Origin of the sequence: Erythrobacter tepidarius (assembly GCF_002155695.1) — a bacterium.
GTDB lineage: Bacteria > Pseudomonadota > Alphaproteobacteria > Sphingomonadales > Sphingomonadaceae > Erythrobacter > Erythrobacter tepidarius.
This window is the reverse complement of the sequence record NZ_MUYJ01000007.1, coordinates 196,633-209,031: the sequence shown is the minus strand read 5'-3', so window position 1 is coordinate 209,031 and position 12,399 is coordinate 196,633. Positions and strand designations below refer to the sequence as shown.

Below are 12,399 nucleotides of genomic sequence, written 5' to 3'. Positions count from 1 at the left end.
GATGCCGCGCTCGGCCAAGGCATGGCGGAACCAGGCGGCATCATAGCCCCGGTCAGCGAGCAACGCCTTGGCTCCTGGGAAGGCATCGATCATCAGGGCCACCCCTTTGTAGTCGCTCATCTGCCCTTCGCTGAGCAGCATGATCAACGGGCGGCCCCTGCCATCGCAGACAGCGTGAAGCTTGGAGTTCAAGCCACCTTTGGTGCGCCCGATACGTCGGGGTAGAGCCCCTTTTTTAGCAGGCTCCCCGCCGTCCGGTGCGCCTTGAGATGGGTAGCATCGATCATCAGTTGGTCGGGCTTGCCGCCCTTGGCGGCGAGCTCGGCGAAGATACGGTTGAACACGCCCAGGCGGCTCCAGCGGATGAACCGGTTGTAGATCGTCTTGTGCGGGCCATAGGCGGGAGGCGCATCGCGCCAGCGCAGGCCATTCCTGATCACGAAGATAATGCCGCTCACGATGCGCCGGTCATCGACCCGTGGAATCCCATGCGACAGCGGAAAATAGGGCTCAATCCGGCGCATCTGCGCCTCGCTCAACAACCAAAGCTCCGACACCAGCAGCACCTCCTTGGTGCCGATGTTGAATCAACCCATCGCCTCAAGTGCAAGCAACTTAATGGGTCCTGAGCCTAGCGCTAGCGGAAGCGCAGAGTTGCTGATTCAGGGTTGCCGAGGAGGCACCTTGGAGGAGCAAGCACCTATATTGGCTGGACGATGCGAGTTGGGGAGCGATTTAGCCACTGCTTCCCACTGGCCGGCGCGGGGCGTACCGGATTGATGACCGGCGGGTGATCTCGGGCATTATGCACATGCTCAAGACGGGCGCCCGGTGGCGTGATTGCCGGCTGATTATGGCCCGGACACAAGGATCTACAACTGCTTCAACCGCTGGCGCAAGCAGGGTGCGGGGGAGGATATCCACTACGCTCTCACCGGCTCATCCGGCGTGATCGGCGGCGTCACGGCCTCGATCGACAGCACGCACATCGAGGCGCACCGCTCGGCAGCGGGTGCAAAAGGGGGGCGATGGCGCAGGCTATCGGCCGATCCCGAGGCGGACGTACCACCAAGGTTCACGCGCTGACCGATGAGGCAGGACGGCCCCGCGCTCTGGTGCTGACGCCCGGCAATGCCCACGATCTGAGCGGCGCGTGCGATTTGCTCGCCATCACCGGAAGGCCCCGCTGCCTGCTTGCTGACCGCGTCTACGATGCAAAGTCACTGCGCGAGTGGCTGGCCAAGCACGGCTGCGAACCCGTCATCCCGCCCAATCCAAAGCGCAGAAATCCGCACGCCTACGACGCGCGCGCCTACAAGCAGCGAAATGCAATCGAACGCTGCTCCTGTCGCCTCAAGAAGTTGACTTCGCCGCCCTTCGGGTCAGCCCTATCCACACCCGCTATGACAAACGCGCAGACAACTTCCTCTCCGCCGTCCTCATCGTCGCCGCCATCATCTGGTGGGCCAATTGAATCTCAACCCTAGAGCGCGCGCGTGCGCTACTGAGCGTGCTCGTCTTGCCGTTTTGACAGGTTACCCTGTCCCCCGACTGTGTCATTCCCTCAGCGTTGGGGACAAGGAGGACCGACATGGCGGACAAGGGTCTGGCTGGGCGGGTGGCGCTCGTCACCGGGGGATTGCGCGGCATCGGACTCGCGTGCGCGCGGCGCATGCTGGCCGATGGGGCCGAGGTGGTGATCGGCGATCTCGACGATCCGGCCGCAGCTGCGCCGATACTCGGGGGCCTCGGTCCGGCCGCCAGCTACATCCAGCTCGACGTGACCGAGGAGGACGCCTGGCAGGCGGCGCTCGGCTTCGTCACCGGGCGGCACGGCCAGCTTCACATCCTCGTAAATAACGCCGGCACCGACCTTACCGGCACGGTCGAAAGCATCGCGATGGCCGACTGGCGGCGGATCATGGCGGTCAATGTCGACGGAGTGTTCCTCGGCACCCGCACCTTCACGCCCCTGATGGCTGCGAGCGGAGGCGCGGTCGCGGGCGGGGCGAGCATCGTTAACGTCAGCTCGATTATGGGCCTCGTCGGGATGAGCGAGGTTTCGGCCTACAACGCCAGCAAGGGTGCGGTGCGGATGTTCACCAAGGGGATCGCGATGGAGTTCGCCGCCAAGAAAATGCCGATCCGCGCCAATTCGCTCCACCCGGGTTTCGTCGAGACCCCGCTGCTCCATGCGGGCTTCGAGCGGTGGGTGGCGAGTGGGGCAGCGCCATCGGTCGAGCACCTGATCGAGGGGATGAACGCCGCGACCCCCATCGGCCGGCTCGCGCACCCTAACGAGATCGCCGGGCCGGTCGCCTTCCTGGCTGGGCCAGACAGTAGCTACATGACCGGCGCGGAGCTGGTGATCGACGGGGGGTGGACGGCGCAATGACGATCGGGCTCAAGGACACGGTGGCGGTGGTGACCGGCGCCAATGGCGGCATCGGCCGCGCGACTGTCGCGGCCATGCAGGCAGCGGGTGCGGTCGTGATCGCCGCCGATCTCCAACCCGAAGCCGCAGGCGAGGGCCCCCTCCGCTACGTCCCCCTAGACGTCACCGACCCCGCAGGCTGGGAGCGCCTGCGCGCGCTGGTCGAGCGCGACCATGGTCGGCTCGACGTGCTGGTGCACAATGCCGGGCTGTCGGTGGTGACGAAGTTCGAGGAGACGCCGCTCGCCGAGTTCCACCGGGTCAACGCGGTCAATGTCGACAGCGTGATCCTCGGCACGCAGGTGCTTCTGCCGCTGCTGATCGCGGGCGGGCAGGGGCGCAAGGGCGGGGCGAGCGTGATCGCCGTGTCCAGTGTGGGGGGGCTGCGCGGGGCGCCCTTCAACGCCGCCTATTGCACCAGCAAGGCGGCGGTGGCGATGCTCGCGAAGTGCATGGGGGCGGAGTTCGCCGCGCTTGGCCATCCGGTCAGGGTCAACAGCGTCCATCCGGGCGGCGTCGACACCGGGATGCTGGCGGGGATCTTCCAGCGCTATGTCGATCTCGGCGTCATGCCCGATGTCGAGACCGCCATCGCCAGCACCGCGGCGCGCCACCCGATCGGCCGCATGGGCCGCGCAGAGGAGATCGCGGCGGGCGTGGTGTTCCTCGCGTCCGAAGCGGCGAGCTTCATGACCTGCGACGAACTTGTAATCGACGGCGGCTTCGCCTCGGTCTAGCCGCCGAGCGGCATCATCGGGGTGACAGTGTAGCGGCGGCACCGCCACCCGCCGGTCGTCTCGATGCACTCCATGACATAACGCACCTGCATCTCTACCCGCGCGCCCGCGCGCGGCTGGCCCATGCCGATCACATAGGCGCTCATCGTGCCGACCTTCCCGTCCCAGCTTTCCGCGCGGCAATTGCCGATCAGATGGAAGCTGTGGGAGAGGTTCGCGAAAACGCCCGCGTAGAAGTCGGCAAGCGCGGCACGGCCCTCAATAAGCGGCACGCCGATCGCGGTCATATCGGCCACCGCATCCTCGGTAAATAGCGCGATCAGCCTGTCGATGTCCTCGAGCACATCGACATTGCGGCAATGCTCCACCATAAGTCGTTCGATCGCGGTGCGCACCGCCTCAGGCATGGCCGCCATCAGGTTGGCCTGCCCAGCACGATATCGTTGAGCAACTCGTGGAATCGCTGGATGCGCTTTTCCTGATAGGTCAGGATCGCTCCCTTGAACCCGCGCGATGCGAGGCCCTGCTGCTGGGTGGTGCCGATCGAAAGATCCTGGTCGGCGACAAAGCCGAGACTGACCCCGTCGCCATAGGTCGAGTGGCGCTGCACCGCGTCATGCTTCAACGGTATCCGGCCGATCGGGCTTTCGACTTCTTCCATCCCCTCGACCGGAGGATAGAGACACCAGTGCTGGAAGATGCACTTTGCGGGGTCGGTCGGGTGCGGCTCGGTGCGCAGGATCTGGCACTGTTCGGGCGACATCGTGATCGTCAGGTTGGGGAACAATGTGCAGTGAAAATAGTCCACCAGCTGCTGATCTGTCATCGAGGCATAGTTTGTGTAGCCGCGCTCGGGCCCCAGTTTGCGTTTGGCCGCGATGATCGCCTCGCGGATCGCTCTGGGCCGGCCTGCGTAGGCTTCGGGGTCCACGCCCCAGGCGCGCGCGATGTCGTCAAGCGGGGCGTCGACATTGTCAAACTGGCGACGGGTGGTTGGCTGATGCCCCTTCATCCACATAGCGTTGTGGCCGCTGTCGTACATCTCGAACAGCGTGTCATCGAGCCCATCGTTGATGAAGGTCGCAAGTTCGGGATGGATGGTGGGGAGGTGATAGCTCTCGTTGAAATTGTCGCGGATGATCTTCCAGTTGAAGTCGGCATCGCAGGACAGGTTCATCGCCCTGACCCACGTCTCTAGGCCATAGCCGGCGAGCCTTTCGGGGAGCGGGGCAAGCCATTCGAGCAGCGGCTTCGCATCATCGTCCATGCACCAGAATACGAAGGGGCCCCAGGTCTCGCAACGCAGTTCGGTGAGGCGCACCTTGCCGCAGGGGTTGCCGCCCGGGAAGTCCTCGGGATCTTGCACGTGCACCAGCGTTCCCGCCGGATCGAATTGCCAACCGTGATAGGAGCAAGTGATCCGGTCAGTCGAGGTCACATCGCCCAGCACCAGTCGGTTCCCGCGGTGCGGGCAAGTGTTGTAGAATGCGCGGATGGACCCGTCGGCCTGGCGCACCATGAGAACCGATTCGTGGGCGAAGTTGTGGCGCACGATGTCGCCCTCCTCCTCGAATTCGGCCAGAACCGCACCGAGGTGCCACACGCGCGGCCAGAGATTGGCGAATTCCTTCTCCATCCATTCGCGCGAGGTGTAGCGTTCGCCGGTGATGACATCTCCGCGGACCGGCTGGTCAGCCCCCGAGGCATAGCGCGACACGCCGAGTTGAATATTCATGGACCTCTCCCTTTGGGTGCCATGCCCGCGTCCGTTACGAGACAAAAAGGCAACTGTGCCGGTTTTATTTTGTCTACCTTACCCATCAAGCTAGACATTTCGTTAGGTGGGGTTGGCAGTACCGCGCCCAAGGCTTTAAGAACATGGTCGATGAACGATCCCCACGCGCCCGCCCTGCCGAAAACCGACGCTTTTCCCTCACCCGAGCGGTGGCAGCAGCGAAAGGCCGCCGCCACTCGCAAGCTGATTCTCAATGCCGCGACCGATTGCCTGGTGGAAGGCGGCTTTGCCCGGCTCACCACGGTCGAGGTGCTGAAGCTGGCCAATGTCTCACGAGGGGCGATGCACTACCACTTCGCCAGCCGCGCGGATCTGATCAGCGCGCTGATCGATCACGTGCTGCACAAGCGGCTCGACCGGTTCCTGTCCGATTACCTCGCCGCGCTGCGCGACAGCGATCCTGAGAACGCTATCGAAGTCGCGACCGCCGTGCACTGGGAAAGCGTGAAGACGCCTGAATTCACTGCCTATTTGGAACTGGTGGTGGCAGCGCGCACCGATCCCGAACTCTCCGCACTGCTGATTCCGGCGACTCAGGCCTTCGAGCGGAGATGGATCGGCGAGGTTGAGCGTGCGATCCCGCATTGGCAGGGCGCGCCGCGAGCGATGCTGCTCGCCAACGACCTTGCGGCCGCGCTCCACTTGGGATTGGTCATCAATCGCCCCTTTATCGCCGAGCCCGAACGGCGCGAAGCGGTCCGCGAGGCGCTAGTCATGATGGTGAAAGCGATCTTCCAAAGTGCCAAGGGACAAAAACCGGCAGGTGTGCCGAATTCCTCGCAGAACTGATAGTTTGCCGGTACAGGCCGCTGGTTCAGACAGGCCCTCTAGAACAGTCGTGGAGAGCCGCACATGACCGCCCATCAGGTGCCGATGCCGATGAACGGCCGCGATCCGGCAAACCTGCGCGGCGACCCGATCACCGGTGATCGCTACTGGTCGCGCGATTTCGCAAGGGCCGAATGGGAAATGTTGTGGACGAAGATCTGGCACATCGCTGGGCGGCTATCGGACATTCCCGATCCGGGCGACTTCCTCGTCCATGATTTCATGAAGGAATCGGTGATCGTAGTGCGGCAGCAGGACGGCAGCATCCGTGCCTTCTACAACGCCTGCGGGCACCGGGGGATGCGCCTGGTGCGCGAATCCTCCTCGGTCGAGGCCTTCGTGTGCCCATATCACGGTTGGCGCTGGGGCAAGAATGGGGTGCTGCAATACGCACAGGATCCGCAGGATTTTCCTCAAGGCAACCCTTGCGGCAAGCTGCGCCTCAAGGAACTGCGCTGTGACGCCTGGGGCGGGTTTGCGTGGTACACGATGGACGATGCCGCACCGCCACTCGCCGACTATCTCGACCCAATACCTGCGCTCTACCGCAACTACGCGATGGACACCGCCGTGCGAGTGGCGTGGTACCGGATCGAGCTAAACGCCAACTGGAAGTTCGTCACCGACAATTTTTCGGAAAGCTATCACACCCGTACCGCTCACCCGCAGGTGCCGCCCTGGATCGACCAGGACGTGGACAGCGCGCGCCACGAATTGTGGCCCAAGGGGCACGGTCGCACGGTCCAGCCCATGCGCCCCTCGCTGACCGACCGCCCGGCAATTGGCACCAACGAAGTCTTCGCCGCGATCCTAAAGGCTTGGGACATCGACCCTGACGCTTACCGTTCCTACGAAGATTTCGTGATCCAGGGCTGGCGCGACCTTAAGGCGGCCAAGCGGCGGCTATGGCGAGAACGCGGCTATCTCCACTACGAACACCTTAGCGACGAGGAGATCACTGACAGCCTGCACACGGTGATCTTCCCCAATGTCACGATAAGCTTCCTGCCCGACAACCTCGTGTTCTTCCGTAGCGAACCGCACCCCGACGATGCGGAGAAATGCTTCTTCGACTTATGGTGCATGGCCTTCCCGGTCGAAGGGCAGGAGGTGGTGGATTCGATCATGGCGGGTCCACGCCCGCTGCGCGAGGCCGAGGCCTGCGAGCACCGGGTGTTCGACCAGGGCCGCGGCGTTCCCGAACTCACCGGCCAGATTGTCTACCAGGACATGGAACTGGCCGAGGGGATGCAGGCCGGCATGCATTCGCGAGGCTATTCTGACGCCCATCTTGCTGCGCAGGAAACCCGTGTGCGGTACTTCCATGAGGTTCTGAACGACTGGCTCGCCGGCTGCCGCCCCTGACAAGGAAAGCACTGCCATGCCCTTTACGGGTCCCATCGAAGACCGTCTCGCGATCCGCGAACTGATGAACACCCATGCACACGGGGTGATGACGCGCGATGCTGAAGTGTGGGGATCGATCTGGGCGGAAGACGCATCTTGGGATCTGCCCGAATATCCCGATCTGGGCGTGTTTATTGGCAAGGAGTCAATCGTCGCGGCCTGGACGGAATCGATGAAGGTTTACGGCCTCGACAACATGACGCGACCGATGGTCTATTTCATGGAGCCCGGCAGCATCGAGGTGGACGGCAACCGCGCGACTGCAGTTGCCTATACCCACGAACTTTACCAGCACCCCGAGACCGGAAAGCTGGTGCGAGGAGCGGGCAAGTATGACGACGTCTTGGAGAAGCGTGAGGGGCGCTGGGTGTTCGTTAAGCGCTCCTACCGCATCCTTCACGAGCAGGTCAGCGACTACTGAAGTCGCGAATTTTCACGAGAACCTTACCCGTGTTTCGCCCCGTCATCAGGCGGGTGAAGGCTTTAAGCACATTCTCGATTCCCACTGTCTCGTCGAAGTCGCCGGCCAGCTTGCCCGCATCGTACATCGCGCGCAGCTCGGGATAGTAGTCGCGCCCTTCGGCAATGAAGTCGGGCAGGAAGATGCCCTTGATGGTGAGGCGCTTCATCAGTATTTGGTCGAACCGGACGGGGCCTGGCAGGCCGGTGTCGCTTGTGTAGCCGGCGATCAGCCCGCAGATCCCGATCCTGCCATATAGCGCCATGTTGGGCAGTACCGCATCGAGCAGGTCGCCGCCGACGTTCTCGAAATAGGCGTCTATCCCGCCGCCAAGCCTTTCGAGTTCGGCCGCGACGTTTTGGTTTTTGTAGTTGATCGCGGCATCGATCCCGAGCTTGCCCGTCAGCCAAGCGCATTTCGCGTCCGATCCGGCGATCCCGATCACCCGGCACCCCCTGCCTTTAGCGATTTGGCAAGCGACGCTGCCGGTCGCTCCAGCGGCGGCCGATACCAGTACCGTCTCGCCCGATTTAATTCCAAGCACGTCGACGAGACCGCACAGCGCCGTCCACCCGTTGAGGCCGAGCACGCCGAAATGGTCGCGGATGTCGGCGACGTCCTCGTCGAGCCTCGTCAGCCCGGCGGCGACCGGATCGACCGTCGAATGGGTCGCCCAGTGCCCGAAGCCGCGCACAAGATCGCCCGCGGAAAAGCCGGGATGGGCCGATTCCAGCACCCGGCCGAGGAACTGCCCGACCATCGGCGTGCCGAGCGGGATGGCGGGCGAATAGCCGTCCTCACGCGCCGTCATCCACACCCGGACGCCCGGATCCATTGACAGGTAGTGTGCCTCGACCAGCACCTCTCCCTCCGCAGGCGGGGAGATCTCCTCGCTGACCAGCGTTAGCGAGGCTGCATAGTCATGACCCTTAGGGCGCGCATCGAGCCGCCAGAAATGCCGCATGATCATACGCCCTCCATTCTGAAGGCAGCTATGCCGGTTTGTGGCGATAATGCCACCTAATACATAAAACAGGAGAGCGTGCCGGTTTTTATCGCTAAGTTGCCGCAACAGTCCCGCCGCGTGACCCTGCGGGCCAGAGGGCTGACAGGGTAGGGGGAAAAATCATGAGTTCCGATCGTTCTTTGTTCCTGATATCGGGCATCCTCGGGGCTGTCTACGTGATGCCTGGCGCTGCCTTCGCACAGGATGTGGCCGGGTCTCAAGCCCAGCCCGCCGCAGGCGGCCTCGACGAAATCGTGGTCACGGCCCGCAAGAAGGAGGAAGGCGTCCAGGACGTGCCTGTGGCCGTCACCGCCTATTCCGAACAGCTGATCCTCCAGCGCGACATCACTAGTGTCGAGAAGATCGCCGCGATCGCGCCGAATTTTAACGTCGGCCGCGCCTCGAACGGATCGGGCGCGCAGTTGACCTTGCGCGGTATTGGTTCGTCCTCGACCTCGATCGGGATCGAGCAATCGGTCGCGGTGGTGGTCGACGGGGCCTATTACGGGCAAGGGCGCGTCATCAACGAGGGCTTCTTCGATCTTCAGCGGGTCGAGGTGCTGAAGGGCCCGCAGGCGCTCTTCTTTGGCAAGAACGCGACCGCTGGGGTTATCTCCTTCACCACTAACGATCCGGGGCCAGAGCGTGAGTTCATCACCCGCGCAGGCTATGAATTTAACGCCCAGCAATACCGGATCGAGGGGATTGCCTCGCTGCCGCTGAGCGACAATGCCGGGGTGCGTCTCGCGCTGCGCTATTCCAAGATGGAGGGCGGCCTTTACGACAACATCCAGACCAACCGGACTTACACCACGCTCGACGTCGTAAACCTGGGCGCGGGCGGGAACGGCAACCCCATCGTCCACACCGCGACTCCGGTCACCAGTAACCAGCCGGGCGAGGAGGAGTTCCTTAGCCGCATCACCTTCAAGGTCGAGCCGAGCGAGAACCTGACGATCAACGTCAAGGGTTCGTACAATTACAACCGCACCGCTAACAGCTCATGGAACTATGTGCCATTTGCCTGTGGACAGGCGAACGGCCTGAGCCAGCTGACGGGCCTGCCTTGCGTCGCGGACTTCGTCACCCGGCAGAATAACATGCCGACCGACATCGCAGCAACCTTCCCCCTTGCCCGGGCCGACGGCGCGCCCTTCAACCGCTACGAAAGCGTCGCCTTCAACGCGGCGGTCGATTACGAGGCGAGCAATCTCGTGATCTCGTCCATCACCAATTACCAGTGGAATAACAACCGCTTCATGTGCGTATGCGACTTCCAGACCGGGAACAATTCCGGCACTTGGGCGACCGAGGACACCTCTTGGGAGGCGATCTCGCAAGAACTGCGGCTGCGTTCCGAGTTCGACGGCCCGTTCAACTTTATGATCGGCGCGCTCTACCAGTCAACGGAGCGGATCTTCGACCAGTTCATCATGTTCGCAGGCCTACGCAACAGCGCCGCCGCGCCGCAGAACGTGTTCCTCGCCACCACCAAGAACAGCTTCACCGACGGGGAGACCTTCTCGCTGTTCGGACAGGTTAATTTCGCAATCACACCCGAGCTCGAACTGGCCGTCGGAGGGCGCTACACCAATGAGACCAAGGACAGCTTCTTCACCCAGCCTTACAACAACCCGGCCTTGACCTTCATCTTCCGCGACCAGTCCGCCCCGCTGGGTGAGGTGACCGCCAACCAAAAATTCGAAGACTTCGCGCCCGAGGTCACGCTGTCGTACAAGCCAACCGACGATCTGCTGTTCTTCGGCGCCTACAAAACCGGCTACAAGTCCGGCGGCTTTTCCAACGGGGGGATCAACTCGGCTTTCTCGCCCGATCCCTTCTCCGATCTCACCTTCGAGCCTGAGACGGTCGAAGGTTTTGAGGCAGGGATCAAGTCGACGCTGGCCGACAATCAGCTGCGGCTGAACCTGACGCTGTTCACCTATGATTACAGCGACCTGCAGATCGATTTCTTCAACTCGCCGATCTTCGCCTTCCAGACGCTGACCGCCGATGCCCGCACCCGCGGGGTGGAGATCGACTTCGAGTATGCGCCCTATGCCGTCAAGGGGCTGAACCTTCACGGAGCGATCAACTACACCGATGCCGAATACACCGATTTCCCGCAGGCCCCGTGCTTTGCCGGGCAGACTATCGCTGAAGGCTGCACACTGGTCGGCGGGCTGTCGGCGCGCCAGGATTTGACAGGGGCGCGGCTCTCGGTCGCGCCGGAATGGACCGGCACGCTCGGCGCTGCCTACACCACCGCGGTGGGCACCGATTTCGAGTTCGGCGCCAACATCGATGCGCGCTATTCGGACAGCTATCTTGCCTCGGGCTTCGGCAATCCGCTGAGCGAACAGGACAGCTACATCACGCTCGATGCCGGGATGCGCTTCGGCGCGGCGGACGGCAACTGGCAGATCGCGGTGATCGGCAAGAACCTTACCAATGAATTCTTCGTGACCGGTGTGGTGGACGGTCCGTCGACGGGGGCCGGCACCGGCACGGCGACGGGAGTGCGCGCCGACCAGCTCGGCTTTGGCAACCTGCCGCGCACGGTGATGGTCGAATTGACCAAACGGTTCTGAGGATCCGGCCGTCTTCTCGGCGGCGGATGGGGACAGGCTGCGGCCTGTTCCCATCTTCGTAGCTTCGCTAAAGCGGAAGGCCGCTGGAATCGGCGGTCTCGCCGGGCAGCTCCACCGCGATTGTCCCGTTCTCCTCGCGCACAGCGAAAGATCTGAGCGACCGATAGGCACCGCCGATGCATTCGCCCGTAGCGATCTTAAAGCGGGCGCCGTGGAGCGGGCACATGATCGACCCCCGTCGCACCTTGCCGGGGGAAAGCCGAGCCGCCTGGTGAGGGCAGCGGTCAATGTAGGCGTGAACCGATCCGCCCTCGCGCAGCAACAGCAGGTCCCATCCCGCGATGGTCACGGCGAGTTTGCCATCGGCGGGAAGATCGCCGCTGGGGCAGACGGGATGCCAAGAAGAGCTCACGGAAGATCCTTTCGGTCGCGCTGTGCTAGCCCCCATCGCCGAAGAGTCCCACGAGGGTCAGCTATGCTTATTGAGAGGTTTGTGAAGAACGTGCGCTTCGGGGAATGAACCGCCCCAGGATTGCCGGAGGCCAGTTTCATTAAATTATGCAGCCATGGGCGTATCGTCCAGCTTGGCTTAATAGCGTTCCTCAGCTTTGGCTGGCGGGATATTGCCGATGCGCGCGATCATGCGGCGGTTGTTAAATCAGTTCACCCATTGGCTCCGCCGAACTCCGTTTCGAGTGTGGCGTATCCCACGGCTTCAAATGATCGCCTCGGTCCCCGCCGATGGATGACCTCGGCCTTGTAAAGACCGATGATCGTTTCGGCAAAGGCGTTGTCATAGCTGTCGCCGATGCTGCCCACCGATGGATCGATCCCGGCTTCGGCAAGGCGTTCGGTATATTTGATCGAGACAAACTGGCTGCCGCGGTCGCTGTGGTGGATCAGGCCGCCACGATGGACAGGACGCTGATCATGGATCGCCTGTTCCAGGGCATCGAGCACGAAGCTGGCATGCGCCGTCCTGCTCACCCGCCAGCCCACGATATAGCTGGTGTAAACGTCGATCACGAATGCTACGTAGACGAACCCCGACCACGTCGTGACGTAAGTGACCCGAAGGGCGGCGAAGCCAAGCGCCGCCTAGCAGGTGATACTGCTCGTGCCGCGACCACAGGTGAGGTGC

10 protein-coding genes and 3 pseudogenes are annotated in these 12,399 nt (G+C 62.9%); 7 read left to right on the top strand and 6 right to left on the bottom strand.

Going from position 1 to position 12,399, the window contains the following annotated elements; translation table 11 throughout:
* Positions 1–557 (bottom strand): annotated as a pseudogene (locus BZF61_RS08950) (IS5 family transposase); the annotation flags it as partial.
* Between the two features lie 185 nt (positions 558–742).
* Here BZF61_RS08950 and BZF61_RS08945 point away from each other — a divergent pair.
* The 3 genes and pseudogenes from BZF61_RS08945 to BZF61_RS08935 all read left to right on the top strand — a co-directional run bounded on the left by BZF61_RS08945 (position 743) and on the right by BZF61_RS08935 (position 3,171).
* A pseudogene (locus BZF61_RS08945) lies at positions 743–1,474 on the top strand (IS5 family transposase).
* Between the two features lie 117 nt (positions 1,475–1,591).
* Positions 1,592–2,395: an SDR family oxidoreductase gene (locus BZF61_RS08940; protein ID WP_086618609.1), complete on the top strand. Its 804-nt coding sequence runs from the start codon at positions 1,592–1,594 to the stop codon at positions 2,393–2,395.
* Positions 2,392–3,171 carry an SDR family NAD(P)-dependent oxidoreductase gene (locus tag BZF61_RS08935; protein ID WP_086618608.1) on the top strand — a complete coding sequence of 260 codons (780 nt, stop codon included), beginning with the start codon at positions 2,392–2,394 and terminating at the stop codon, positions 3,169–3,171. The genes BZF61_RS08940 and BZF61_RS08935 overlap by 4 nt, the downstream gene beginning before the upstream one ends.
* On the opposite strand, the gene BZF61_RS08930 is transcribed toward BZF61_RS08935, so the two are convergent.
* Together BZF61_RS08930 and BZF61_RS08925 are read right to left on the bottom strand one after the other, a co-directional pair.
* Positions 3,168–3,587 (bottom strand): nuclear transport factor 2 family protein, encoded by a 420-nt coding sequence (locus BZF61_RS08930; protein ID WP_086618603.1) that lies wholly within the window; start codon positions 3,585–3,587, stop codon positions 3,168–3,170. The genes BZF61_RS08935 and BZF61_RS08930 overlap by 4 nt on opposite strands.
* A complete protein-coding gene (locus BZF61_RS08925; protein WP_086618601.1) occupies positions 3,587–4,906 on the bottom strand; it encodes an aromatic ring-hydroxylating oxygenase subunit alpha in 1,320 nt (439 codons plus the stop codon). Before BZF61_RS08925 ends, BZF61_RS08930 begins: the two co-directional genes overlap by 1 nt.
* A 21-nt stretch (positions 4,907–4,927) precedes the next feature.
* Here BZF61_RS08925 and BZF61_RS08920 point away from each other — a divergent pair, with 21 nt between their 5' ends.
* The 3 genes from BZF61_RS08920 (at position 4,928) to BZF61_RS08910 (ending at position 7,622) form a co-directional block, all read left to right on the top strand.
* Positions 4,928–5,755 carry a TetR/AcrR family transcriptional regulator gene (locus BZF61_RS08920; RefSeq protein WP_086618599.1) on the top strand — a complete coding sequence of 276 codons (828 nt, stop codon included), beginning with the start codon at positions 4,928–4,930 and terminating at the stop codon, positions 5,753–5,755.
* A 63-nt stretch (positions 5,756–5,818) separates the two neighbouring features.
* On the top strand, positions 5,819–7,159 hold the full coding sequence (locus BZF61_RS08915; RefSeq protein ID WP_086618598.1) for an aromatic ring-hydroxylating oxygenase subunit alpha: 1,341 nt from the start codon (positions 5,819–5,821) through the stop codon (positions 7,157–7,159).
* Between the two features lie 16 nt (positions 7,160–7,175).
* Complete coding sequence (locus BZF61_RS08910) at positions 7,176–7,622, top strand: nuclear transport factor 2 family protein (protein WP_086618596.1); 447 nt, start codon at positions 7,176–7,178, stop codon at positions 7,620–7,622.
* Here BZF61_RS08910 and BZF61_RS08905 read toward each other — a convergent pair.
* On the bottom strand, positions 7,609–8,631 hold the full coding sequence (locus BZF61_RS08905; RefSeq protein WP_086618595.1) for an NADP-dependent oxidoreductase: 1,023 nt from the start codon (positions 8,629–8,631) through the stop codon (positions 7,609–7,611). The genes BZF61_RS08910 and BZF61_RS08905 overlap by 14 nt on opposite strands.
* Positions 8,632–8,789: 158 nt before the next feature.
* Between BZF61_RS08905 and BZF61_RS08900 the strand changes: the two genes are divergently transcribed.
* Positions 8,790–11,258, top strand: coding sequence for a TonB-dependent receptor (locus BZF61_RS08900; RefSeq protein ID WP_086618593.1), 2,469 nt, complete (start codon positions 8,790–8,792; stop codon positions 11,256–11,258).
* Between the two features lie 67 nt (positions 11,259–11,325).
* Here the strand turns inward: BZF61_RS08900 and BZF61_RS08895 are convergent, their stop codons facing one another.
* Together BZF61_RS08895 and BZF61_RS08890 are read right to left on the bottom strand one after the other, a co-directional pair.
* Entirely contained in the window at positions 11,326–11,670 is a 345-nt protein-coding gene (locus tag BZF61_RS08895; protein ID WP_245804556.1) for a Rieske (2Fe-2S) protein, read from the bottom strand.
* A gap of 177 nt (positions 11,671–11,847) precedes the next feature.
* Positions 11,848–12,326, bottom strand: a pseudogene (locus BZF61_RS08890) (DDE-type integrase/transposase/recombinase); the annotation flags it as partial.
* Between the last annotated feature and the right edge of the window lie 73 nt (positions 12,327–12,399).

Coding starts and splice junctions, on each gene's coding strand:
- BZF61_RS08925 (WP_086618601.1), bottom strand. CDS start 4,906: ATGAATATTCAACTCGGCGTGTCGCGCTATGCCTCGGGGGCTGACCAG.
- BZF61_RS08935 (WP_086618608.1), top strand. CDS start 2,392: ATGACGATCGGGCTCAAGGACACGGTGGCGGTGGTGACCGGCGCCAAT.
- BZF61_RS08930 (WP_086618603.1), bottom strand. CDS start 3,587: ATGGCGGCCATGCCTGAGGCGGTGCGCACCGCGATCGAACGACTTATG.
- BZF61_RS08915 (WP_086618598.1), top strand. CDS start 5,819: ATGACCGCCCATCAGGTGCCGATGCCGATGAACGGCCGCGATCCGGCA.
- BZF61_RS08900 (WP_086618593.1), top strand. CDS start 8,790: ATGAGTTCCGATCGTTCTTTGTTCCTGATATCGGGCATCCTCGGGGCT.
- BZF61_RS08905 (WP_086618595.1), bottom strand. CDS start 8,631: ATGATCATGCGGCATTTCTGGCGGCTCGATGCGCGCCCTAAGGGTCAT.
- BZF61_RS08940 (WP_086618609.1), top strand. CDS start 1,592: ATGGCGGACAAGGGTCTGGCTGGGCGGGTGGCGCTCGTCACCGGGGGA.
- BZF61_RS08910 (WP_086618596.1), top strand. CDS start 7,176: ATGCCCTTTACGGGTCCCATCGAAGACCGTCTCGCGATCCGCGAACTG.
- BZF61_RS08920 (WP_086618599.1), top strand. CDS start 4,928: ATGCCCGCGTCCGTTACGAGACAAAAAGGCAACTGTGCCGGTTTTATT.